Source organism: Haloarcula vallismortis ATCC 29715 (genome assembly GCF_000337775.1).
GTDB classification, from domain to species: domain Archaea; phylum Halobacteriota; class Halobacteria; order Halobacteriales; family Haloarculaceae; genus Haloarcula; species Haloarcula vallismortis.
On sequence record NZ_AOLQ01000009.1, the window covers coordinates 1 to 21,699 of the forward strand.

The 21,699-nt window shown below is 63.0% G+C and carries 22 protein-coding genes and 1 rRNA gene; 11 read left to right on the forward strand and 12 right to left on the reverse strand.

Annotated elements, in window-relative coordinates:
* From rrf to C437_RS03265, 3 genes are all read left to right on the forward strand, one after another.
* Window positions 1-106 (forward strand): 5S ribosomal RNA (gene rrf / locus C437_RS03255); the annotation flags it as partial.
* Between the two features lie 193 nt (window positions 107-299).
* Complete coding sequence (locus tag C437_RS03260; RefSeq protein WP_004515449.1) at window positions 300-719, forward strand: CopG family ribbon-helix-helix protein; 420 nt, start codon at window positions 300-302, stop codon at window positions 717-719.
* A 96-nt stretch (window positions 720-815) separates the two neighbouring features.
* A complete protein-coding gene (locus C437_RS03265) occupies window positions 816-1,727 on the forward strand; it encodes a PLP-dependent cysteine synthase family protein (protein ID WP_004515450.1) in 912 nt (303 codons plus the stop codon).
* Between the two features lie 33 nt (window positions 1,728-1,760).
* On the opposite strand, the gene C437_RS03270 is transcribed toward C437_RS03265, so the two are convergent.
* The 4 genes from C437_RS03270 to cyaB are packed head-to-tail and all read right to left on the reverse strand — an operon-like array spanning window position 1,761 to window position 5,367.
* Window positions 1,761-2,300 carry a DUF5804 family protein gene (locus C437_RS03270; RefSeq protein ID WP_004515451.1) on the reverse strand — a complete coding sequence of 180 codons (540 nt, stop codon included), beginning with the start codon at window positions 2,298-2,300 and terminating at the stop codon, window positions 1,761-1,763.
* A 27-nt stretch (window positions 2,301-2,327) separates the two neighbouring features.
* On the reverse strand, window positions 2,328-3,515 hold the full coding sequence (locus tag C437_RS03275) for a tRNA sulfurtransferase (protein WP_004515452.1): 1,188 nt from the start codon (window positions 3,513-3,515) through the stop codon (window positions 2,328-2,330).
* Window positions 3,516-3,562: 47 nt separating this feature from the next.
* Complete coding sequence (locus C437_RS03280) at window positions 3,563-4,765, reverse strand: methionine adenosyltransferase (protein WP_004515453.1); 1,203 nt, start codon at window positions 4,763-4,765, stop codon at window positions 3,563-3,565.
* Window positions 4,766-4,824: 59 nt separating this feature from the next.
* Entirely contained in the window at window positions 4,825-5,367 is a 543-nt protein-coding gene (gene cyaB, locus C437_RS03285; protein ID WP_049919585.1) for a class IV adenylate cyclase, read from the reverse strand.
* Between the two features lie 80 nt (window positions 5,368-5,447).
* On the opposite strand from cyaB, the gene C437_RS03290 reads away from it, so the two are divergent.
* The 3 genes from C437_RS03290 to C437_RS03300 all read left to right on the forward strand — a co-directional run bounded on the left by C437_RS03290 (window position 5,448) and on the right by C437_RS03300 (window position 7,830).
* Window positions 5,448-6,476: a threonine ammonia-lyase gene (locus tag C437_RS03290; RefSeq protein WP_004515455.1), complete on the forward strand. Its 1,029-nt coding sequence runs from the start codon at window positions 5,448-5,450 to the stop codon at window positions 6,474-6,476.
* A gap of 79 nt (window positions 6,477-6,555) precedes the next feature.
* On the forward strand, window positions 6,556-7,497 hold the full coding sequence (locus tag C437_RS03295) for an FKBP-type peptidyl-prolyl cis-trans isomerase (RefSeq protein WP_004515456.1): 942 nt from the start codon (window positions 6,556-6,558) through the stop codon (window positions 7,495-7,497).
* A gap of 132 nt (window positions 7,498-7,629) precedes the next feature.
* Window positions 7,630-7,830 carry a hypothetical protein gene (locus C437_RS03300; RefSeq protein ID WP_004515457.1) on the forward strand — a complete coding sequence of 67 codons (201 nt, stop codon included), beginning with the start codon at window positions 7,630-7,632 and terminating at the stop codon, window positions 7,828-7,830.
* An 8-nt stretch (window positions 7,831-7,838) separates the two neighbouring features.
* On the opposite strand, the gene C437_RS03305 is transcribed toward C437_RS03300, so the two are convergent.
* Together C437_RS03305 and C437_RS03310 are read right to left on the reverse strand one after the other, a co-directional pair.
* The gene (locus C437_RS03305) at window positions 7,839-8,468 is read right to left on the reverse strand and encodes an RAD55 family ATPase (RefSeq protein ID WP_004515458.1); all 630 of its coding nucleotides are present in this window, start codon (window positions 8,466-8,468) and stop codon (window positions 7,839-7,841) included.
* 28 nt (window positions 8,469-8,496) lie between these two features.
* Window positions 8,497-9,123 carry a MinD/ParA family ATP-binding protein gene (locus tag C437_RS03310; RefSeq protein ID WP_004515459.1) on the reverse strand — a complete coding sequence of 209 codons (627 nt, stop codon included), beginning with the start codon at window positions 9,121-9,123 and terminating at the stop codon, window positions 8,497-8,499.
* A 259-nt stretch (window positions 9,124-9,382) separates the two neighbouring features.
* Between C437_RS03310 and C437_RS03315 the strand changes: the two genes are divergently transcribed.
* The 4 genes from C437_RS03315 to pyrI all read left to right on the forward strand — a co-directional run bounded on the left by C437_RS03315 (window position 9,383) and on the right by pyrI (window position 13,039).
* The gene (locus tag C437_RS03315) at window positions 9,383-10,315 is read left to right on the forward strand and encodes a sugar phosphate isomerase/epimerase family protein (RefSeq protein ID WP_004515460.1); all 933 of its coding nucleotides are present in this window, start codon (window positions 9,383-9,385) and stop codon (window positions 10,313-10,315) included.
* A gap of 60 nt (window positions 10,316-10,375) precedes the next feature.
* Window positions 10,376-11,512, forward strand: coding sequence for an FG-GAP repeat domain-containing protein (locus tag C437_RS03320; RefSeq protein ID WP_241431628.1), 1,137 nt, complete (start codon window positions 10,376-10,378; stop codon window positions 11,510-11,512).
* Between the two features lie 148 nt (window positions 11,513-11,660).
* Complete coding sequence (gene pyrB / locus C437_RS03325) at window positions 11,661-12,575, forward strand: aspartate carbamoyltransferase (RefSeq protein WP_004515462.1); 915 nt, start codon at window positions 11,661-11,663, stop codon at window positions 12,573-12,575.
* The gene (gene pyrI / locus C437_RS03330; protein ID WP_004515463.1) at window positions 12,572-13,039 is read left to right on the forward strand and encodes an aspartate carbamoyltransferase regulatory subunit; all 468 of its coding nucleotides are present in this window, start codon (window positions 12,572-12,574) and stop codon (window positions 13,037-13,039) included. The genes pyrB and pyrI overlap by 4 nt, the downstream gene beginning before the upstream one ends.
* Before the next feature lie 21 nt (window positions 13,040-13,060).
* On the opposite strand, the gene C437_RS03335 is transcribed toward pyrI, so the two are convergent.
* From C437_RS03335 to C437_RS03360, 6 genes are read right to left on the reverse strand one after another with little or no spacing between them, the layout of a single operon-like run.
* Window positions 13,061-13,927, reverse strand: a complete 867-nt coding sequence (locus C437_RS03335) for a DUF58 domain-containing protein (RefSeq protein WP_004515464.1) — start codon at window positions 13,925-13,927, stop codon at window positions 13,061-13,063.
* Window positions 13,924-14,865 carry an AAA family ATPase gene (locus C437_RS03340; RefSeq protein ID WP_004515465.1) on the reverse strand — a complete coding sequence of 314 codons (942 nt, stop codon included), beginning with the start codon at window positions 14,863-14,865 and terminating at the stop codon, window positions 13,924-13,926. Before C437_RS03340 ends, C437_RS03335 begins: the two co-directional genes overlap by 4 nt.
* Window positions 14,862-15,818, reverse strand: coding sequence for a DUF7502 family protein (locus C437_RS03345; protein ID WP_004515466.1), 957 nt, complete (start codon window positions 15,816-15,818; stop codon window positions 14,862-14,864). The genes C437_RS03340 and C437_RS03345 overlap by 4 nt, the downstream gene beginning before the upstream one ends.
* A complete protein-coding gene (locus tag C437_RS03350; protein WP_004515467.1) occupies window positions 15,818-16,480 on the reverse strand; it encodes a DUF1664 domain-containing protein in 663 nt (220 codons plus the stop codon). Before C437_RS03350 ends, C437_RS03345 begins: the two co-directional genes overlap by 1 nt.
* Entirely contained in the window at window positions 16,477-18,843 is a 2,367-nt protein-coding gene (locus tag C437_RS03355) for a VWA domain-containing protein (RefSeq protein WP_004515468.1), read from the reverse strand. Before C437_RS03355 ends, C437_RS03350 begins: the two co-directional genes overlap by 4 nt.
* Entirely contained in the window at window positions 18,843-20,636 is a 1,794-nt protein-coding gene (locus tag C437_RS03360; protein WP_004515469.1) for a vWA domain-containing protein, read from the reverse strand. The genes C437_RS03355 and C437_RS03360 overlap by 1 nt, the downstream gene beginning before the upstream one ends.
* 304 nt (window positions 20,637-20,940) lie before the next feature.
* Between C437_RS03360 and C437_RS03365 the strand changes: the two genes are divergently transcribed.
* The gene (locus C437_RS03365; protein WP_004515470.1) at window positions 20,941-21,579 is read left to right on the forward strand and encodes a helix-turn-helix domain-containing protein; all 639 of its coding nucleotides are present in this window, start codon (window positions 20,941-20,943) and stop codon (window positions 21,577-21,579) included.
* The last annotated feature ends 120 nt before the right edge of the window (window positions 21,580-21,699 follow it).

Sequence of the window (21,699 nt, forward strand, 5' to 3'; positions counted from 1 at the left end):
TGGGGTTGCCTCCCGTACCCATCCCGAACACGGAAGATAAGCCCACCAGCGTTCCGGGGAGTACTGAAGTGCGCGAGCCTCTGGGAAACGCGGTTCGCCGCCACCATTCATACCTCTTAGCCCACTCAGGAGAGACATCTCTCCCGAGTGGGTTTTCTGTATTTATACAGTGTGAGAGCTATCAGTATAACAGGCAAGGCGCTCACATGATGCGAGCTGGCGGCAGCGTTACCCATCGTAACTCCAGTCTATGCGGGTGGATATGAACTATTAATACTCTATCGGTGTTGAGTTAATACATGGGCGTTGTAAGTATCTCGATGCCGGACGAACTGGAGGAGCGAATCGACACGTTCGCCGACGAACACGGATACACAGGTCGCAGCGAGGTTGTTCGGGAAGCGGTCCGGAATCTGATGGGCGAGTTCGAAGACAAGCGACTGGAGGACCGCGAACTGATGGCTATCGTCACGGTGCTGTTCGACTACGAGACAACGGCCGTCGAAGAGAAGATGATGCATCTCCGCCACGATCACGAGTCCATCGTCGCGTCGAACTTCCACAGCCACGTCGGCGACCGGTACTGCATGGAACTGTTCGTCTTGGAGGGACAACTCGAAGATATCTCCGCGTTCGTCGGCAAGGTTCGGGCAACGAAGGACACGCTGTCGGTCGATTACTCGGTACTGCCGGTCGACGACATAAACATGTTCACTTAGGGGGTGGTGCCGGAAAGCGCTGCCGCGTCCCGGGAGACAGCGAACCGTTTGGGACCTTCAGTAGGCGTTTAAGTCGGGGCCGCGTAGCCGGCGGCGATGAAAGACTCCATTCTCGAAGCAATCGGGTCCCCGCTGGTCTCGGTTCGTGCGCCGGAGGGGGCGACAGTCGCGGCGAAGGTCGAGTCGTTCAACCCCGGCGGATCCGCGAAGGACCGGCCGGCGAAGTACATGATCGACGACGCCGAGCAGAACGGAACGCTCGAACCGGGTGATACGCTCGTCGAACCGACGAGTGGGAACACTGGCATTGGGATGGCGATGGTCGGGGCAACAAAGGGATACGACGTGGTGCTGGTGATGCCGTCCTCGAAGTCGCCCGAGCGCCGCCAGATAATGAAGGCCTACGGCGCAGACATTGAATTGGTCGAGGGGGACATCTCCGACGCGAAAGAGCGTGCGGACGAACTGTGTGGACGCGACGACCACGTGCAGGTCCGGCAGTTCGAGAACCCGGCGAACCCGAGAGCACATTACGAGACGACGGGTGAGGAAATACTCGAACAGGTGGGCGACCGGACCATCGACGCGCTGGTTGCGGGTGTCGGTACCGGTGGGACACTCACCGGCACTGGCCGTCGACTGCGTGAAGCGTTCCCCGGGATGGATATTATCGCGGTCGAGCCGGCAGACAACGCCGTTCTCTCAGGGATGGAGCCGGGCACTGGTGAGGACAGTTTCCAGGGGATGGGACCCGGGTTCGTCAGTGATAACCTCGATACCGACCTGCTGGACGACGTGCTGACGGTCGAACTCGCGGACGCGGAAGACGAGTGTCGACGACTCGCCCGCGAGGAGGGAATCCTCATCGGCCAGTCCTCTGGCGCATCGAACCTCGCCGCACGGAAGGTGGCTGAGCAACTCGTTGCGGATGACGTTGATGATCCGCTCGTGGTCACAGTCTACTGGGACAGTGGCGAGCGATACATGTCGACCGGGATGTTCGACTGAGGACGGTCTGTGCTGCGTGTAACGTGGGTAAACTCAGGCCCCAAACTCCGATTCGGTCACTCTGACGATGAGCGTTTCGTCCACGTCTTGAAGATCGTACTCAGGAATGGTGTCGCCGGTCCGCGTCAGAAGCATTGGCTCGACCAGTTCCGGTGGGCCGCCGGCTTCCGTCGCCTGTGTGTCAGGCGTTGACTCTTTTTCTGACGTGGCTTCGTCATCAGCATCACTCGCCCTGTTCGATTCGACGATACCGTACACCTTGAGAAAACGACCTGTATCTGCGGGCATAACGTCGTCATCCCGGATCGACGCGGCGAGGTTCCGGGAGAGCCACTCTGTCTCACTGATTGATGGGTCGCGGATGAACGCGGCGTCAGCGAAACGGACGAGATACCAGTTCAGGTCGTTGAGTAGCGCCACCGCCGCTCCAAGGCTCACAGTGTCGACGGCGACAGTATTCGCGAACGGTTCCTGCAGGTCGTAGGTGGCGAGTGCGTTCCGCGCGGTCTCGCGAGAGAGGAGTTCGTATCGAAGGTTCACGTCCTCGGTGCCAACGAGACAGACCTGCGTCATGGCTCAACCCTGGCCCGCCCCGGAAATTTAGCTTTCGATGGGGACAACAGTGCGGTCCTGGGCACAGGATTTGGCGCGCTCGAACAGGTCGTCGGGTTCGGCCGTCCGAACTGCTTCCAGCGAGGCATTGGTTTCAGGATGTGATGGCGCGATACGGTTGCAACCGGTATCGATTGCCGAGTCCTCGAACGTTCCGATGGTTCGCGCGTGATTCGTTATGTCGGACTTGTCGACGGTAAGGTTCGGTCGGTACACCGGGAGCGTGGTCGCAGCATCGGTGACGGCGATGTTCGCGCTCGTCTGGCTAGATTTTTGCCCGATAGCTTCGCCGGTGACGATGCCGACAGCGTCGAAGTCGTGCGCGATAGCCTCGGCGACTGCGAGCATGAACCGACGGAGAACGAGCATTCGGAGCGATCCGAGATTTTGCGTGAGGTCGGTGACGACGTCACCGGCGTCAACGACGTTGAGAGACAGGTCGTGTCCGGGCGCGTACGCGGCGAGCGTCTCGACAGTCGAAACGGCCCGCGCCCGGTGGTCGGGGCCGCCGTAGTCACCGAGGTCGACGTAGACGGGAACCACCGGCGCGCCGCGTTTCATGAGCTTCCAGGCAGCGACGGGCGAGTCGATGCCGCCGCTGACGAGTCCGACGACGGGTTGCTGGGTTCCGAGCGGGAGTCCGCCCGGGCCGGCACATTTCTCGCAGAAGACGTACGCCTGATCGGCGCGACACTCGACGAACAGCTCGAAATCGGGGTCGTCGAGGTCGACAGCGGGCTCACCGCCCAGTTCCGCTATTACCGCTCCGATAGCGGTCCCGCCGGTGGACTCGATATCCAAACTCGAAAAGGGATGTGCCGCCGGTGGCCCCGCACGGCGGGCCTCGACGGCGAACGTGCCCCCGTCGTACTGCATTCGCGTGGTCGTTGCCAGTGCGTCCGCAATTGCGGATAGCGTCGGGTCGACTGTCGTAACTGCCGATGCGGAGGTGACGCCGAACGTGTCGGCCGCGGCCGTGGTCACGCCCTCGGGGTGGTCGGTGTGGATAAACAGTCGGTTCCGCCGTTGGTCGATATCCCCAGACAGGTCGCGGACGGTGAGCATCGCACGGAGGTTGTCCGCCATCTGTTGTTCCATCTTCCGGCGGACCTGGTCGCTCTTGACGCCGAGCTCCCCGTGGCGGACGAGTACGCTGTCGGCGTCTGGGGGATGCATGTCTGTGAGTTGACTACCAGCGAGTAAAGGGATATCGCCTGGTCGTCTTAGAACGTCGAGAGGTTGCCCTCGATGACTTGCCGCGTGATGTCGGTCACGTCGGCCAGTTCGTCGTCGATCACGGTCTGGATGTCTGATTCGACGTCGCCGACCGCGACGCCGTCTTCAGTGACAACCGTGGCGTCGGCGACGTGGGGCTCATCAATTGGTGACCCGATCTGTGAGAGCAAGCGCATCTGGACCTGTCGGATGCCATCGACCTCGCTCGCGACAGACTGGGCGATCTCTGTCGAGAGAAGATTGTATATCTTCCCGATGTGGTTGACGGGGTTTTTCCCCGATGTCGCCTCCATGCTCATCGGCCGGTTCGGCGTGATGAGGCCGTTCGCACGGTTCCCGCGCCCAACGGAGCCGTCATCGCCTTGCTCGGCGCTGGTCCCAGTGGTAGTGAGATAGATCGACTCGGCGTCGTAATCGTCGGCCGTGTTGACGTGGACCGTTACGTTACGGTCGGTGTACTCCTCGGCGAGATCGGTGACAAACGCTTGAACGTCCGAAACAGCGGTTTTGTACGCTTCGAGGTCCGGAACGTGTTCGTCGACCATCGCGACGGCCACGGTCACGTCGATGTGGTCACCTTCCCGCTTGCCCATCACCTTCACGTCCTGTCCGACAACCGGATTAGACTCGGCGTACTCGCCGGTCAGTTTCTGTTCGGTGTTGCGGACGATCTGCTCGGTTTCCGTCAGGGGTGCGTGCCCGACACCGTAGCTCGTGTCGTTTGCCATCGGAACTGTTGCCTCCTCGCCGAACACTGTCTGGAGGTCGCCTGACCCTTCACCGAACTGGACGTCGACGACGACATCGGACCCGAGGTCGAGGTGGGGGAATTGTTCGTCGAGGTAGTCGCGCGCGGCCCGGAGGGCGATGCTCTCCGCCGGGATGCGCTCGCCCTCGAACTCCTTCGTCGCTCGGCCGACGACCAGAATGTAGATCGGCTCCAGTACCTCGCCGCCGCCGTACGCGGGGGCGGCAGTGCCGGCGACGAGTTGTGTCTCGTCTGTGTTGTAGTGTAAGACTGTGCCGAACCGGTCGATGTAGGTCTGTGCCAGCGCACGCGACACCGTCTCTGCAATGCCGTCACAGATGGAGTCCGGATGGCCGATACCCTTGCGCTCTACGACTTCGATGTCCTGATCTTCGACGGCAAGCCCGCTCGCAGGTTGGACGTGGATGTTCCGCTCGGTCATTGCCTCGACTTCGTCTGGCCGGGTTCTATAACTTACGGGAACAGATAACGGCCGAATGATTACTCGTTCGCATCGCTAAGTAGCATGCCGAGATAGGAGGTCCGTTGTTGCTCGTCGGGGTCCAGACCGAGGTCCCGGAGCACCTCGTAGGCACCCTCCCGGACAGGTTCGATGTCGCCGTCGGTCTCTCGTTCGACCTCGACGAACTCGCCGACGTCGTCGACCGCGTCAAGCGTGACATCGTACTCTCGGGTTTCATACACCCGGCGGTTCTTCCGGACGGTTGCCGCCGGCTCGAAGCCAAGGTGTCGGACGATAGCGTCGATGCCGTCGCCGTCCTCAACCCCGGTTTCGAACTCCTCTCGGCTCTTCGATTCCGCTTCGAGGAGTGGCCCCTTGTAGGTGACTTTCGCGTTCGTTACCCCCTTTCTGGTTTCACGGCGGACCCGGAACGCCTCGTCTGTCTCGGCGAAATCCCGGTGGGGCGCATCGTAGTACGTGTCCGTCTGTATCACCGTATCGACCTGCTCGGCCCCGAGTTCGTCGAGTCGCTCCGCGATAGCCTCGATGTCCGCTGGCACTTTCACCTCGACTTCGTACATACTGTGGGGCTGGGCCGGGCCGCTGAAAAACGCTCCCGTCGACCGCGCCATTTACTGTGTCCGCTCTCTCGGGTAGTAGTATGGCCGGTCGCTACGAACCGATCGACTCCCCGGACGAGACGACCCTCTTTCCGTATCACGACCTGACGCCGCCGACAGTTACCACGGTCGCGCGCGCCCGGCAACGCATCCGACACCACCTCCCAGAGACGCCCTTGGTCCGCAGCGAAGCCCTCTCTGAAGCCCTCGACGCTGATGTCTTGCTCAAACGTGAGGATACGCTCCCGACTGGTGCGTTCAAAGTCCGTGGCGGTGTGAACCTCGTTTCGTCCCTCGACGAGGAGTTCAGCGACGCCGGGCTACTCGCCGCGAGCACGGGGAATCACGGTCAGTCTATCGCCTGGGCCGGACGTGAGTTCGACGTCCCCGTCACTATCGGCGTTCCAGAGGAAGCAAACGCCGGAAAGGTCGACGCGCTGGAACAACTCGGCGCGGAGGTCATCCAGTTTGGCGAGGACTACGATGAGGCCCGCGAACACATCGAAGAGCTGGCGACCCAGCGCGAGGCGCGCTACGTCCACTCAGGCAACGAACCGAAGTTGCTCGCCGGCGTCGGCACGGCCGGCCTCGAAATCCTCGACAAACGACCTGACGTTGACCGCGTGTTCTGTCCCGTCGGTGGTGGCACCGCCGCTGCCGGGTACTGTCTCACCCTCGGGGCGATGACCGACACAGATATCATCGGTGTACAGGCTGCGGGCGCGCCTGCAGTGTATCGCGCCTGGCAGGAGGAGACGCTGGAAGCCCTCGACAGCGTCGACACTATCGCCGAGGGCGTCGCGACCCGGGTGCCGTTCGCGCTTCCGACGGAAATACTGCAGGCGGGACTCTCCGATTTTCGACTCGTGTCCGAAGACGCTATCGCAGACGCCGTAGCGCGCCTGTTCGAGACAGACCGCATCGTCATGGAAGGGGCCTGCGCGACGGCTGTCGCTGCGGCGCTTCAGGCTGGCGAGGAACTACGGGGCGAGACGGTTGTCCTCCCAATCTCGGGGCGGAACATCGACCGCGAGAAGTTCGACCGGTTGCTGGCCGAAAGCGAGTATTAGTCGGTCACTTCCGAAGTTACTCGACCGCTGCTGACCGGGAAACGTTGTCCTTAAGAGTGCCACGACTGACGAACAGGGTATGAGCAACGAGTCTGAGACTGAAGTCGATGAGGAAACCGCAGACGAAGAAGAACAGGCGGAGGGACTCCAGAAGGGCGATGTTGTCAAGCTCGCCTACACCGCCCGCACCGTCGACGGCGGCCAGCTTGTCGACACGACTGACGAAGAAGTCGCCGAAGACGACGGTATCGACACCGAACAGCAGGAGTTCGGCCCGCGCACCATCGTACTGGGCGAGAACCACATCTTCCCGGATGTCGAGCAAGACATCTACGGGAAGGAGGTCGGCGACGAGGGCGACGTGACCGTCGCCGCCGCCGACGCCTTCGGCGAGTACGACGAGGAAGAAGTCCGGACGGTCTCGAAGGACAAGATTCCCGAGGATGACCGCTACCCCGGCGCGCACGTCGACATCGAGGGCGAGCACGGCCACGTCGAGACCATCATCGGCGGCCGCGCGCGAGTGGACTTCAACCACCCGCTGGCCGGCGAGGATGTCGAGTACGACTACGAGATTCTCGAGGAGGTCACGGACCGCGAGGAGAAGGCACAGGGCATCATCCAGATGATGCTCGATATGGAGCTCGACGTCTGGTTCGAGACCGATTCCGTCGAGGAAGAACAGCTCGTCGAGACCGACGACGACGAAGACGAGGAGTCCGAGCCCGAGTACGAAACCGTCGAGGTCGAGAAGGAAACGCTCTACATCGAGGCGACGCCGCAGCTGACGATGAACCAGCAGTGGATGATGGGCAAACAGCAGATCGCCCAGCAGCTCACCCAGCTACTCGATATCGACCGCATCATCGTGCAGGAGGAGATCGGCGGTGGCGGCATGGGCATGCCCGGCATGATGGGTGGCATGGGCGGTGCCGGCGGCGCTGACATCGAGGAGGCGCTGGAAGACGCTGACGTGGACGCCGAGGAGATCGTCGAAGAGATCGAAGGCGCCGAAGAGTAACTGCGCCGCGAGCACGCCGAGCGGTTCTGCAGGAGTGTGCGCCATCGAGCGGTTGTGTCGCTCCGAGCGACCGCCATTTTCTGACGGCCACCACGGGCGAACCGTTATACGCGCGACACGTCATCACTACGCATGCGAGTTTCGCTGGTGTACCCGTTACTGCTCGCGCTCCCGCCGGGAATCGCGCTCGGCGTCGGCACGGTCGTGTTGACTGGAAGCACCGGAACCGGGCTGACAGCGGGTGTCAGCGTCAGTCTCGGCCTGTTCCTGCTGATACTCGTCGGGACGGAGTTTGGGTCGACAGATAGAGAGCCACAGCCCGGCCGCGAGTAGAACTCGTGTCAGGCGATGTCGCGGCTCGTGTCGATACTGACCTCTTCGACGAGATTGAGCTTAATAATGTCAGTGGGAGCGCGCCCGCCACGGAACTTCGGAATTGCGAGACGGTTCTCCACCTCGTCACCGGTCGTCGTGGTGTTGAGCTGGAACACCACGTCGGCGAAGTGCTCGGTCGTATCCCGAAGCGGTGGCACGTCACGGCCATCGAGACAGTGCACGATAGCGAGGCTGCCGGTGTTGACGATGTGGTTCTGCAGGTCGTTCATGAAGGCCCGAAAGCGCGAGTGGGGCTCCTGTGCTTCCAGCACGTCGAGCGGATCGACAATGAGGTTCGAGGTTTCCGGCAGCGCCGAGACGAGCTTGCCGGCGTTGTCGAGTGGCGCTTCGCCGGAGATGTGCCGAACTGTCGGGTCCCCAGTGTTGGCCGGCGTCTGCTCGATGCTTGCGATGACTGATTCGGCGGTCCGGTCGAGTGACAGCCACAGCGTCCCGCGCGTGGCGGTGAGTTCGTAGAGGAACAGCTCCGCCTGGCTAGCCGGCTGGGCAGAGAGCACGACGATACTCCCCGCAGGGATGCCACCATCGAGCTTTCTGTCGAGGACATCGATCCCCGTTCGCAACCGGTTGGCCATACCACTGAAAAGTTATTTTCCCACGAGATTAAGTATTCCGCTTGGTGAGAACGTCCGCTATCTCGACGTATTTTGCCCTCGCCCGGTCCGATTCCAGCGGCTTCGACACTGACGGAACGTGAATCGTTTCCGGGCAGCACAGCAGGGTCGATGGGTCTACGGACCTGTCACTGCCGACGAGGACGGTGAGGACGGGCGGTGCATCGAGCGCACGGGCCATCGCTGCGGTCTTTGCTGTGTCGGTGAGGCTCTGACGGGTCGGCAAACTCACGAGTACTGTCCTGTCAGCCGCCCGAAGCGGGCGGGCAACGTCCGGCCCAGCGCCGGCTGGGCAGTCGAGCACCACGGGGCGATCAGGCCGGGTCAGTCTGCCGATGGCACTGTCGACAGCGGCTTCGGTTGCATCCTGACAGGTGAGTACGTCGACGTTCTCGACGGCCGTGGCGTGCCTGGCGACCGCGGTCGGCGCAGCCGAGGCCGTGATATCTGCGATTCCGGGTGTCGGATCGACGCCGGCCCGACGGTGGAGGTTCGGCATATCGCGGTCGGTGTCCACGACCAGCGACCGTCTGATCGGCGTTCCCAGTGCTTGGCCGACTCCGAGGGCGATGGTCGTTTTGCCACAGCCACCCTTGCCGCCAGCGATTGCGAGCATACCGAGGGTGGGCTGTCTATGTGTCTTGAACCCTTGCACTGGGGTCGGAAACATTGGCAACCGGACTGGGCTGGAAAGGCTTACTTACGTCGGTTGGCCGTTGCCTACTTTTATACGGTCGTTATATGCTCCCCTCCCTGTCCGTAGCCAGTCTGTTCTTCCGCTGGCGCTGGTCCCGACAGTCGACCGGTTTGAGTCCGCTCCAAACGACGCTTGCTAGTGTGTGTGTAACGATAACGAGGACACCACTACTGGGCATATGGGCAGTGGACCAAACACGGCCTTTCAGTTATACAGTACCCGCACCCTGTCCGAACCGCTCCCCGAAATCGTCCGCCGTGTCGGCGCTGCAGGCTACGACGGGGTCGAATTCGCATATCGGTTCCACGAGGAATCTTCCAGAGACATCGCAACAGCACTTGACGACGCTGATCTCGAACCGGTCGCCGTCCACGCCGCCCTTCCTGAGATTGAGGCTGCCCTGAACGGAGAGTCAGACCTGCTGGCCCGGTGTCGAACAGTGGGGTGTGACACTGTTGTCGTTCCACATCTCCCGCTGTCTGAGCTTTGGACCCGGGGCGATATCCGTTCGCTCTCCTCCCGGCTCCGGGACGCAGCGGCCGACCTCGAAGACTGGGACATCCAGCTCGGATACCACACAGGCCGCCGGGCGTTCCGTCCATTCCTTCCGGACGGGGTAGGCACGATCATCGAGGAGACGCCGGTACCCGCAGCCGTCGGGCGGTACGCACACCGGTTACTGACCGAACGCTGGCCGACCGAGCCGACGACGATACCGAACGAGACCCCAATGTGGAACCTCGTCGCTCGGACCACCCCGACGGAGCTTACGTTCGAACCGGAGGTCGCAGAGATTCGCGAAGCCGGCTACGACCCGACCGCTATCTTCTCGCTGTGTAGCGACCGCATCCAGATGGTGCACCTCCGCGATGTGAACCCTACTGGGCCGTTCCGGGGCTACGAGGACGTTCCCCATGGCGAGGGCCTCGTGGACATGGATGCGGTCGTCGACGCCGCGACTGACGCCGGCGTCGACTGGGTGATCTACGAGAACGAACTCGACGGCGACCCGGAGGCGAAGATTACTCACGGGGCGACCACGCTTGCGCGCCTGCTCGATGAGCGCGAACCATCCCGAATCCCGACACGGATGCCCGCTACGAGTTCGTGACCGCTATCGGCCGGTGTTAGCCCGGCTATAACAATACCGGTGTACCCGAACGGCTGGGACATGAACCTCCACCACGAGCGCATCGAAGCCTCGCCGCCGGCGAACACAATGAGCTTCTGTCTCACAACTGATCTCACGGGGAACGGCCGGCCGGACATCATCGTCGGAGCGCTCGGCGATAAACACGTGGTCAATCTCCCGCTCGTCGACAAGTCGGTCGACTTGTTGTCTGTGTTCGGCATGGGGCCGCTGGCCCGCTGGCTCCAGACGAACGTGTTCTGGTACGAGAACCCGGGCTGGGAGCGCCACGACGTTGCCAGCGCGCCAGAGCTCTCCGTCGGGGGCTCGCTCGGCGACATAACAGGGAACGGCCGCCCGGACATGGTCGCCGGCCAGAACATCCACCAGCACAAGCTGTGGTGGTTCGAGATTCCGGACGACCCGCGCCAGCAGTGGACGCGCCGGCTCATCACCGACGACTTCGAGAAGTATCACGATACCGCCGTAGCGGACGTAGACGGCGACGGACAGAACGAGGTCGTCGGACTGTCTCAGGAGTCCCAAACCGTCTTCTACTACGATATTCCCGATGACCCAACGCGAGAACCGTGGCCGGTGACGAACCGCCACATCATCGCCGAAGACCTCGACGTCGAGGGCGTCGCAGTCGAGGATGTCGACGGGGACGGTGCAGTCGAGCTCGTTGCCGGCCCGAACATCTTCCACCGGACGGACGACGGCTGGGACCGGGAGCAGGTCGCCGAAGGCTGGCAGTGTACCCGCGTCGCTATCGAGGACATCGACGGCGACGGCGATCAGGAGATAATTCTGGTCGAGGGTGACGAACCGTATCTCGACGACCGGCCGGCCCGACTGGGTGTGTTCGACCCGCCCGAGTGGAACCTGACGCTGTTGCACGACGACCTCTCGAACCCGCACAGTCTCGATGTGGCGGACTTCGACGGCGACGGTAATCCTGATATCTTCGTCGCGGAAATGGGCCTTGAGGAGGGACACGAACCGCGACAGTTCGTGTTCCACAACGACGGCGCGGGGAACTTCAAGCAGAAAGAACTGGGCATCGGCATTCCCACCCACGAGGCGAAGGTCGTCGACCTCGACGGAGACGGCGTTCCTGATATCGTCGGCAAGGCATACACCGAGCCACGCGTCGATGTCTGGCAGAGCAATCCCTGACCCGAACAGCTACTTCGGTCGCTAGCCTTCCTGCCCTCGGTTTCGGAGTCAGTGTCGACGCTCTCGAGGCCGAACCTGATGATGTAAGCGACCGTTCAATTCCCGTGTCGGGGGATTCAAGACCGTCCGGAGCGCGGTACCGAGTGAAATGCGGCACGACCACATCATCAGCGCGAAACAACTCTCGCGGGGCGACATCGAGACGGTGCTCGACCACGCGGCTGACATCGCGGCTGACCCGGGGGCGTTCGCGAACCGGCATAGCGACACCTTGCTCGGGCTCCTCTTTTTCGAGCCGAGTACCCGGACGAAGATGAGCTTCACAACGGCGATGAAACGCCTCGGCGGCGACATCGTCGACATGGGCTCTGTCGAGTCCTCGAGCGTGAAGAAAGGTGAGTCACTGGCCGACACCGTCCGCGTCGTCGAGGGCTACACCGACACGCTCGTACTCCGGCATCCCATGGAGGGGTCCGCGAAGATGGCGAGCGAGTTCGTCGACGTGCCACTCGTCAACGCCGGCGACGGAGCCGGCCAGCACCCAACACAGACGCTACTCGACCTCTACACGATCCGTGAGAACGCGGGCTTTGAGGACCTGACCATCGGCATCATGGGCGACCTGAAGTACGGCCGAACCGTCCACTCGCTGGCCCACGCGCTCACGACCGTCGACGCCCGACAGCACTTCATCAGTCCCGAATCGCTCCAGCTCCCACGCTCGGTCCGCTACGACCTCCACGAGGCCGGTGCGGGCATCCGTGAGCACACCGACCTCGACGAGATTCTGCCCGACCTGGACGTGCTCTACGTGACACGCATTCAGGCAGAGCGGTTCCCCGACGAGAGCGAGTACCGCGAAGTCGCGGGCCAGTACCAGATCGATGCCGACACGCTTGCGGCGGCCAAGGACGACCTGACCGTGATGCACCCGCTCCCGCGCGTCGACGAGATCGCTCACGATGTCGACGAGACCACCCATGCACAGTACTTCCAGCAGGCCCACAACGGCGTCCCGGTACGGATGGCTTTGCTCGACCTGATGCTCGGAGGCGACCAATGAGCGACAACGACCAGCAACTCCGCGTCTCGAAGATTCGCAACGGCACCGTCATCGACCACATCACGGGCGGCCAGGCGCTGAACGTCCTGGCGATTCTCGGCATCGACGGCACCAGCGGTGACTCCGTCTCAGTCGCAATGAACATGCCCTCAGACCGTCTGGGTCACAAGGACGTGGTCAAAGTCGAGGGCCGGGAACTCTCTCAGGACGAGGTTGACGTGCTCTCGCTCATCGCTCCCGCGGCGACGATCAACATCATCCGTGACTACGATGTCGTCGAGAAGCGCCGTGTCGAGCGGCCGTCGGTCGTCGAAGGCGTCCTCGAATGCCCGAATCACAACTGCATCACGACCGAGGCAGAACCCGTCGACTCGCGCTTTGCCGTCGGCGACGACGGCGTCCGCTGTGAGTACTGCGATACGATCATCCGCGACGACCTGCCGGCACACATCCTCGCAGAGTAAGCCGACCCTGCCGCCGTCTGGCTACTGCAGCCAGATGCTCGCAAACGAGTCAAAGTAGTCTTCGCCAGTATCGACCAGCACGTGGTCCGCACCCAGCGCAGTCACGCGATTTGAAACCGAGTCGACATGGGCGTCGAGCCGCGACTGATACGTTTCGGCCAGTGAGCCGCTGAAATACGACCGGCGCGTCTCGTCGCTCTCGGGGTCGGTAAACAGCACGTCGCCGACGACGCCGGGGTCCCGTTCCGCTGGGGCGACCACGCGGACCAGCAGCACGTCGGCATCGTTACGTACGAGCGCGGCGACGCCGGATTCGAGTTCCTCCGGCTCGGTCAGACAGTCGCTGAACACGACGACGAGTGAGCGTGAGCGGATGCGTTCGGCGTACGCCTCTAGCGCGGATTCGAAATCGGCTGTCCCCTCGAGTGTCACCTCGTTCAACTGGTCGATAAGCGAGAGTATCTCGCCGCGGTTCGACTGGCCAGTGTCGATGCGCTCGACTCGGTCACGGAACGTACAGAACTGGAAGTCGTTGTTCTCCTCTGCGGTGAGGTAGGCGAAGCCGAGCCCGAGCTTGGCGGCGTACTCGAACTTGTGACTTGTTGCGTCGCCGAAATCCATTGACGCGCTCGTGTCGACGAGCAGGTGGACGGTCAGGCTCCGCTCCTCCTCGTACTGCTTGATGAAGTACTCTTCAGTCCGGGCGAACAGCTTCCAGTCGATCCGTCGGGTGTCGTCGCCCGGCGAGTAGCGGCGGTAGTCGCTGAAGGTGAGCCCTTCGCCGACACGAGGGGACTCCTGATCGCCCTGCCGAATCGAGGTGGTCTGACGGTTCAAGGCGGCGGTAAACCGGCCAAGTTCGTCCAGGAAGTCCGGCTCGATAGTCATTCCAGCAGGGCCGCGATGAGGTCGTCTGCCGTCCGGCCCGCCCGCTCGGCCCGGAAGTCCACGATAATCCGGTGGCGGAGGACGGGCGCGGCCAGTGCTTCGATATCTGCGCCGGTGACGTGTGACCGGCCCTGAAGGAAGGCCCGCGCTTTCGCCGTCTGGACAAGCGCCATGCTCGCTCGCGGGCTGGCCCCGAACTCGATGTCGTCGGCCTCGCGGGTCCGTCGAACGAGCTGGACCGCTCGGTCGCGCAGGTCGTCGGCAATAGGCATCTCGCGGACTAGCTGCTGTATCTCCTGTATCTCCGAGCGGGTCAGCGAGCGCTTGACAGGCACCTGTTTCTTCCCGGCGGTGTACATGTCAACAATAGTCCGCTCCTCCTCGTAGTCGGGGTAATCGACCAGCAGCTTCAGCATGAAACGGTCGGTCTGTGCCTCCGGAAGCGCGTAGGTTCCGGACTGGTCGATGGGGTTCTGGGTGGCCAGGATAAAGAACGGCCGCGGCAGTTCGTAGGTCTCGCCAGCGGCGGTCACCTGCTTCTCCTGCATCGCTTCCAGCAGGGCGGCCTGTGTCTTCGGCGTCGCCCGGTTGATCTCGTCGGCCAGCACCACGTTGGCGAACACCGGCCCTTTCTCGAAAACAAACTCACGACCGCTGTCGGTCTCGCGGATAATCTCGGTCCCCGTGATGTCTGAGGGCATCAGGTCCGGGGTGTTCTGGATCCGGGAGAACTGGAGATCGGTCACCTCTGCGACGGTCCGGACCATCGTTGTCTTCCCCAGTCCGGGGTTCGATTCGAGCAGGGCGTTGCCGTCGGCCAGGATGCAGATGAGCAGTTGCTCCAGTACCTCCTCCTGGCCGACGATTCGCGTGCTGATCTGTTCACGTGCGTTCGCGATCTTCTGCTGTAGTTCGTCGATGTCTTGCTCTGGGCTCATGGGTCGGTATCCTCGTCGTCTGTGTCCTGATCTCGTATCCTGAGATTGTACTCGCGGATGAGGTCCGCGTCTTCGATGTCTTCTTGGCCGGCAAATCCGGCCTGCTGGCTGTCGACCGTGCCACCGCCGCTTCCCGGCTCCCCGATGTCCGGCGACGATGGGAACGACTGCTCTCGGTCGATTTCCTCGTCGCCGCCCGTCGAATCGATCTCGGCGGTGAGGTTCTCATCGCCGGCCTGTACGTCCTCGCTGTCGCCGAGTATCGCATCGCCGTCTTCGAGTCCTTCGTACTGACTGGGCCGCTCGCTCGGTGACTCCGTCTCTACTGGGTCCCGGTCGAGGAGAGCGATATCGACGACAGCCACCTGTACCGTCGCCAGGCTCAGCAGCACGATGACGACGAGGGTCCCGAGCAGGCGTCGGCTGTCGACGAGTGCGACGCTCGAACTCTGTTTCAGGCTGTCGAGGACGTCTTCGTAAAGCCGGGCGGCCATCCGCGTCTCGGCCCCGTCTGCGACCGCATCCCGCGCCGTCCGGAGCGCGTCGGTGACGTTCGCGTTTGCCGCCTCGAACTGCTCGACGAGCGGCTGCCGGACCCGGTACAGATACTCGCCGAGGAACCAGACCAGTCCGACGGCGATGCCGACGACTGCGCCCGTCGGGAAGGATAGCCCCGATATCGAGCGACCGACAGCCGCCCCGACCGGGTCCGTCACCGCCGCGGGAACCGACACCTGTGTCGGGAGTTCAGTCGGCGAGAGGACAGTCAGGAAGATATTCACCAGGAGAAAGAGCAGCACCGCGTCGACAATGGCGTAGATGAACGCCGCCTTCTTGCCCTCGCGTCTGACCTCGGCGATGGCGTCGGCCATGCGCTTGCGTGCCTGTGCCCGTTCAGCTGCAGGCGCGTCTTCCCCGTCGGTTTCTCCGTTGTTCGTGTCTTGCTCGTCCATCAGTAGTCCCCACAGGTGGGTTTGTCAGTGTTCTCCGGCTGGCTACAGAGCGTCTCGATATCGTCTCTCAGCTCTTGATTCTCGTCTTCCAGGTCCTCGATATCGCTTTCGAGCGTACTTATTCGTGATTCCAGACTGTCGATATCGTCTTGCAGGTCGGACACCTGGTCCTCCAATTCCTCACGCTTGTCCTCGAGCTCCTCGTTTTCGCTCTCTAGGTCGTCGATTGTCGACTCGAGGTCATCGACTTCGTTTTCGAGCGTGTCGCGCTCGTCTTGCAGGTCATCGACTGTCCCTTCCAGTTCTTCGACGCGGTCCTCGCTCTCGCGGAGCGACTGCCGGGTCTCTGCTAACTGGCTCTCCGTGGCGTTCAACTGCTCTTCTGTCTGGTTCAGGTTGGTCGCGACCTGATCGACGTCCTCCGACCGCGTCTCCAGCTGGTCTTCGAGTTCGCTGACGCGGCTCCGGGTAGATTCCAGTTCGTTCCTGGTGGTGTCCAGATTGTCACGGAGTTCGGCGTTCTGCTGGCGGAGCTCCTGATTCTGCGACCGCAGTTCGCTCGCGGAGTCCTGATACAGCACCGTCGTTCCGCCGGTGCCAACCATCGAGAGGACGACGAACAGTACGAGTCCGAGGTTGATACGGCGACCGATTGCGCTCACGGGAGACCACTCTCCAGGGAGGTGTGACCGCGGTACACTTGAACACGCCGGGCGACCACCTCGCCGGTGAAAAGCAGGAGCGCGCTGAGCAGGGCGACCCAGTCCCAGTTCTCTCGAACGGTGCGGACCCGGGTGGATTTCTGGCGTGCCTCTCTGGCTATCTGTTCGCCCTGGCTCGGACTGAATGTCTGCCCGCCGGTCGCTTCGATGAGCGCATCGAGGGCCTCACTCGGGCCGAAGGCACCGTACTCGACGGGGTAGTTCGCCGCGTATTCGGTGTCGAGTGTCGTCTGATACCCCGCTTCTCTGGGCGTGAACTCGCCGCGGTACCGGCCGTCGCCGACCTGACGGAAGGAGATATCCGCCGCCTCCGGGCGGTTCTCTCCCTGATAGGTCAGCGTTGTCGGACTCCCGACCCGGGCATCGCCGACCGCTATGACGCCGGTCTGCGTGCGCATGGGGTCACCCACTGCGTAGTTGACCGATTTGGTTACCACCAGCGAGTCCGGCCGGTCGAGCAGCCCGCCCATCGTGTTGCCCGAATCGTAGGCGGTGATCGAAACCACGCGGCCCAGCCCGAACCGCCAGGAGGTGATGGCCGGCTTCCCGTCGGCGGTGGCGACCTGATAGTCGGCCCCGGGCTTGACCTGCACGTTGTTCGCCTGGCCGGGATTGGCCGTCAGCTCGACGCCGGAGGTGATGAACGTGTCCTCAGTGACGATGGTGAGGTTCTCCCCTTGATAGCGCCGCGAGGAGCCGCCAAAGAGGAGTCGCAGCCGCTCGGTCTCGTCCGCGGCAAAGTACGAGCCACCGGACTCCCCGGCAATCTGGCGCATCGTCGCGACGCCGACGCGCTTGCCGACACCGACCGAGATGACGCGGGTCCCCTCACGGCCCAGTTGGTTGGCGACGGCCGCTGGCGGGCCCAGCCGGTCCTGGCCGTCACTGAGGAGGATGATTGTCCCTTCGCGGTCGCCCAGCAGTTCGTCGGCCCCCTGAAGCCCGACGGCGATGTCCGTCGCGCCGCCGCTGCTGAGCCGTCGGATTTTGTCCTCGGTTTCCGCCCGGTTCTGGCCGAGCGCTTGCATCTCCGAGACGCGGTAGGCGTTGTGGTTGAACGCGACGACACCTACCTGATTTTCGTCGCCAAGCTGGTCGAGCACGTCCAGTGCGACGGCTTTCTGTATCGAGAGGCCGCTCTCGGCGCTGCCGGACACGTCGACGAGAATGACGATGTTCGACTCGCCGCCGGTCGCGTTCCCGACGCGGACCGGGAGCATCGAGGCCACTTGCGATGTTTCGTAGCCGCCGTTCTCGTAGGCGTTGTCACCGCCTGCGACGACCAGCCCGCCGCCGTTGATGACGAAGTCCTGCAGCGCGGTGGCGTTCCCGATGTTGCCCGAGGGGGTGTCCTGCATGACGACAGCCGAGTAGTCGTCGAGGTCCGCCGGCACCGACGAGGCTGTCGAGACGTTGTACAACGAGTCGAGGTAGTTCCGGAGCGGGTACTGGCCCTGTGAGACGTACAGCACGTCGGGCTGTTCGACGACGCGGACGCTCTTGTAGAACACGTCGTTTCGCGCGTACTCGTCGTCACCGGACAGCGTCGCAGTCACGCGGTGTGACCCGATCTCCTCGAACGTGTGGTCGACGGTGAGCGTGCCGTCCGGCCGGAGTTCGCCCTCGGTGACCGTCTCGCCGTCGATAGTCACTTCGACGGGCACTGGTTCGAGGACGCTCACGCCCTGCATCGAGACGGTGTACTGCGACTGGACCCCGCGGCTCACCGTCGACGGCCCTGTTATCGCCACGGCGTGCTCGGTGCGTGGCGACTGTGGCCGGACGCTGTGGACCGTGGCGTTGAGCGCACCGGCGTCCTCTGCGGCTCTGGACAGGCTCCGCCCGTCGGTGACGCGGCCGTCGGAGACAACGACGACCGTTCCGTTCTCCTGAAGATTCGCCACCACGCCGTCGCCGATCCGCGAGTTCGGCCCGCTGCCGACGGTCGCTCGTGTCACCGGAACGCCCTCGCCCTCGATGTCCTGTACCAACTCGTCGGTCGTGTTCGGATAGACGCCCATGCTCGCGGACTCGTCTGTGAGGAGTGTCACACCCGGTTCGCCCGGCGTCTCTCTGGTCTGGACAGTGTACGGCCCCATCGCGCCCAGTACAAGCAGGCAGACGATGAGCACGCGGCTGGCAAGCAGGAGGCGGCGACTCCGGTTCGAGGCCGACCGCGGCCCGCCCTCGCCCCGCCGGACGAGATACGCGAGGAGGCCGACGGCGACCGGCAGGGCGACTAGCGGCCAGAGGTGCTCGACGCCGACGGTCAGGCCCTCCGCGAGGGTGTAGGAAACCGTCATTAGAGGTCACCCCGCCGGCGCAGATAGCCGATCTCGGCCAGTGCGAGCACCAGTCCGCCCAGCGCGAAGTACTCGGTCAGCGGCTGTGGCACCGACCGCTGTTCGGTCCGAGTAAGGTTCCCGGCTGTCCCGGAGAGCCCGTCGAGCGCTTCGACATTGGTGTTTGACTCGCCCTCGTCCAGCAGCGACGCGCTCACCTGCCGACTCTCGGTGCGGTAGAAACCGGCCCGCTGGAGTGGGACCGAGCTCCCGGAGACGGAGCCGGTCGGCCCCTCGACCGTAGTGTTCCCGAACCGGATGGTTTCACCGGTCTCATGGTTCAGTGCCGGGAGCTGGTCCCTGTCCGCGAGGTAGTAGACCGCTCGTTTCCAGAACACGGGGTACTGGTAGTTGAACTTGAAGCTGGACCGGTCCTCGATGTAGCCGTAGTACATGACGCGCCCGCTGTTTCGCTGTTCGGTCGCGATGAGGGGCGTCCCGTCGCCCAGTTGCACCTGCGCGGAGCCGGAGCGGAGCGACCCGGCAATGTACTCGTCCGGGGGCTGGAAGTCGATACCGCGGGTGAGCTGTGTCTGTGCCGTCTGGCCTACTGTCGCACCCGTTCGAATCTCGCCGGGCTCGATGAGCAGGAGGTCCCGGTACCGCTGGGGGAGGTCATTCTGTGCCAGCACCGCCACGCCGCCGCCGTCCTCGACCAGCTCGCGCCCGCTTTCGACGTTCCCGGGGAGCAACGAACTCCTGTCGACGTTGCTGTACAGAATCACGTCGTAATCGCCTTGAATCGTCGTCGGCGGCTGCCTGACTGTCACGTTCACCCGGTCGACGACCGACAGCGCGGTAGTCAGATACCGGTTCCGGTCGTTTGTCAGCACCAGTACGTCGACAGCTGTGTCCGCCGGCGCGGCGATATAGACGCTGTCGTCCGTCGCGAAACTGTCGCCCGGACTGAGCCGGGCCTCGCTCCCGCCGGCCGGGACCGGTAGCGTCACTGAACCCACGTCGTCAGGCCCGAGCTGTAGTTCTCGCTGTGTGTTGCCGAGCCGAACGGTCCGAGTGACGGCCGAGTCGCCGTAGTTTTTCACCGACAGTGTCACCGCCGAGCCGGAGAACCGCCGGTTGATGAAGCCGACGTTCGCGTCGCCCCCGCCGTCGAACTGCTGGAGGTCGACGGAGAGGCCGCGTCCGCGGGCCGTCGAGACCGCGGTGGCCCACTCTTCGCCAGCGAAATCGCTCAGGACGACGATTCTGGCGTTTTCGCCGGCCAGCGAGGTCGCCTGCGAGATAGCACCGCTGAGCGTTTCCGGGGTGTCCGTTGGGCTGAGTCCGTCCAGCGTTTCCTCCGCCGCTGTCGGCGTGCCGCGCTGGAGCACCACCTCGCCACCGTTGGTCGTAGTGACGATAGAGGTCGTCCCAGTCACCTCCTCTCGGGCGGCTGCGACGGCTCGCTGGAAGCGTGTCTGGCCGTCGGCGTCGGTCTGCATGGACGCGCTCGTGTCGACGACGATGACTGTCTCCTCCACTGTCGCCCGCTCGGAGACGGTGATATACGGTGTCGCCAGTCCGACTGCGAGTACCAGCACGACAAGCACCTGTAACAGCAGGAGAAGGCTGCGTGAGATCCGTTCGAGGAACGGCGTCGCTGACTGTTGGCGCTCCCCGGCGACGAGGAACTGGAACGTCGGCAGCGTGCGTTCCTGCGGATCCGGCCGGATAAGATACAGCACCACAATCGGTACCGAAAGGAGAAGGGCCACCAGTCCCAGGGGGGCGAGCAAAACGTCCGAGAGGACCATTACCTGTGTATCAGGCGGCGGCGGCATTTATCTTGTGACTCTAGTGACACCACTGCACGTGCTCCTGACGACGGTGTCTTCCGGTCGGCTTATCTCCAGTTACGGCCTAACTGAGCGGCACCATCGTTTCATTTCGGTCCACCGACAATAAACGAACGCTGTCACCGACACATGAGGGACGCCGTCGCGGCTCCGAGAAGTGAATTCTGTCCATAGAAAAACAGGCAGAATATGACCGCTGTCTGCGGATTTCAGCGGGAATGACAAAATGCATTTAACTGACGATGGATGACGAGTAGGCAGGATGGAACAATCCGAAAGCGGGCTCACAGGGGAGACATCGGGGACTGCGAAAGAACGACCCCTGAAGCTTCTGTTGGAAATTGACCTGCCCGATGACTGCTCGTGTCCGCTTTCGGATCCGGATTCAGACATCGAAAACGCGCAGAACCAGATCAACGATGGGGTCTGTCACGCAGAGATGACTGTCACCGATGAGACCGGTACCGCGCGGGTCCTCCATTCGACAACTCAGGTCGGGGACGCCTGCCTCTGTCTCGCGTTTAGCGAGGTCGGATGTGTCCCACGAACCCGGCGCGTAGACGGTGACTCGCTTTTTGTTGAGACGTACCTCTCAGACCGAAGTGTCATCAGTGAGCTAGTCGATCAGTTGCAATCGGCCGCTGAACGAGTGCGTCTGCGACGGCTGACATCCCGACAGGACGACACGACCGAATCGGACCCTGCTACGGTTGATCTCTCTTGTCTCACGGCAAAACAACGGGAAGCAGCGATACTTGCGGTCGACGAAGGATACTATCAGACGCCACGACAGACGACCCTTGAAGAACTCGCAGCTACGCTTGGCATTTCTAAGTCTGCGCTCTCGCAACGTCTGAATGCCGTCGAATCGAAACTCACGACGGCTGCTTTTGACCCGTAGACTCTCCGTTTAACATAGGCGTACTGGTAGCGGTAGCGACTGTTCTTGGTTGCCGACTGGCTTGAGCGTGCACAGGTGTTCTCTGGTGGGACGGGGCCGTGACACTGGTACTACCTGACT

Bases quoted from the DNA above. Each gene is read 5' to 3' on its own strand.
- C437_RS03260 (WP_004515449.1), top strand. From the start codon at position 300: ATGGGCGTTGTAAGTATCTCGATGCCGGACGAACTGGAGGAGCGAATC.
- C437_RS03265 (WP_004515450.1), top strand. From the start codon at position 816: ATGAAAGACTCCATTCTCGAAGCAATCGGGTCCCCGCTGGTCTCGGTT.
- C437_RS03270 (WP_004515451.1), bottom strand. From the start codon at position 2,300: ATGACGCAGGTCTGTCTCGTTGGCACCGAGGACGTGAACCTTCGATAC.
- C437_RS03275 (WP_004515452.1), bottom strand. From the start codon at position 3,515: ATGCATCCCCCAGACGCCGACAGCGTACTCGTCCGCCACGGGGAGCTC.
- C437_RS03280 (WP_004515453.1), bottom strand. From the start codon at position 4,765: ATGACCGAGCGGAACATCCACGTCCAACCTGCGAGCGGGCTTGCCGTC.
- cyaB (WP_049919585.1), bottom strand. From the start codon at position 5,367: ATGTACGAAGTCGAGGTGAAAGTGCCAGCGGACATCGAGGCTATCGCG.
- C437_RS03290 (WP_004515455.1), top strand. From the start codon at position 5,448: ATGGCCGGTCGCTACGAACCGATCGACTCCCCGGACGAGACGACCCTC.
- C437_RS03295 (WP_004515456.1), top strand. From the start codon at position 6,556: ATGAGCAACGAGTCTGAGACTGAAGTCGATGAGGAAACCGCAGACGAA.
- C437_RS03300 (WP_004515457.1), top strand. From the start codon at position 7,630: ATGCGAGTTTCGCTGGTGTACCCGTTACTGCTCGCGCTCCCGCCGGGA.
- C437_RS03305 (WP_004515458.1), bottom strand. From the start codon at position 8,468: ATGGCCAACCGGTTGCGAACGGGGATCGATGTCCTCGACAGAAAGCTC.
- C437_RS03310 (WP_004515459.1), bottom strand. From the start codon at position 9,123: ATGCTCGCAATCGCTGGCGGCAAGGGTGGCTGTGGCAAAACGACCATC.
- C437_RS03315 (WP_004515460.1), top strand. From the start codon at position 9,383: ATGGGCAGTGGACCAAACACGGCCTTTCAGTTATACAGTACCCGCACC.
- C437_RS03320 (WP_241431628.1), top strand. From the start codon at position 10,376: ATGAACCTCCACCACGAGCGCATCGAAGCCTCGCCGCCGGCGAACACA.
- pyrB (WP_004515462.1), top strand. From the start codon at position 11,661: ATGCGGCACGACCACATCATCAGCGCGAAACAACTCTCGCGGGGCGAC.
- pyrI (WP_004515463.1), top strand. From the start codon at position 12,572: ATGAGCGACAACGACCAGCAACTCCGCGTCTCGAAGATTCGCAACGGC.
- C437_RS03335 (WP_004515464.1), bottom strand. From the start codon at position 13,927: ATGACTATCGAGCCGGACTTCCTGGACGAACTTGGCCGGTTTACCGCC.
- C437_RS03340 (WP_004515465.1), bottom strand. From the start codon at position 14,865: ATGAGCCCAGAGCAAGACATCGACGAACTACAGCAGAAGATCGCGAAC.
- C437_RS03345 (WP_004515466.1), bottom strand. From the start codon at position 15,818: ATGGACGAGCAAGACACGAACAACGGAGAAACCGACGGGGAAGACGCG.
- C437_RS03355 (WP_004515468.1), bottom strand. From the start codon at position 18,843: ATGACGGTTTCCTACACCCTCGCGGAGGGCCTGACCGTCGGCGTCGAG.
- C437_RS03360 (WP_004515469.1), bottom strand. From the start codon at position 20,636: ATGGTCCTCTCGGACGTTTTGCTCGCCCCCCTGGGACTGGTGGCCCTT.
- C437_RS03365 (WP_004515470.1), top strand. From the start codon at position 20,941: ATGGAACAATCCGAAAGCGGGCTCACAGGGGAGACATCGGGGACTGCG.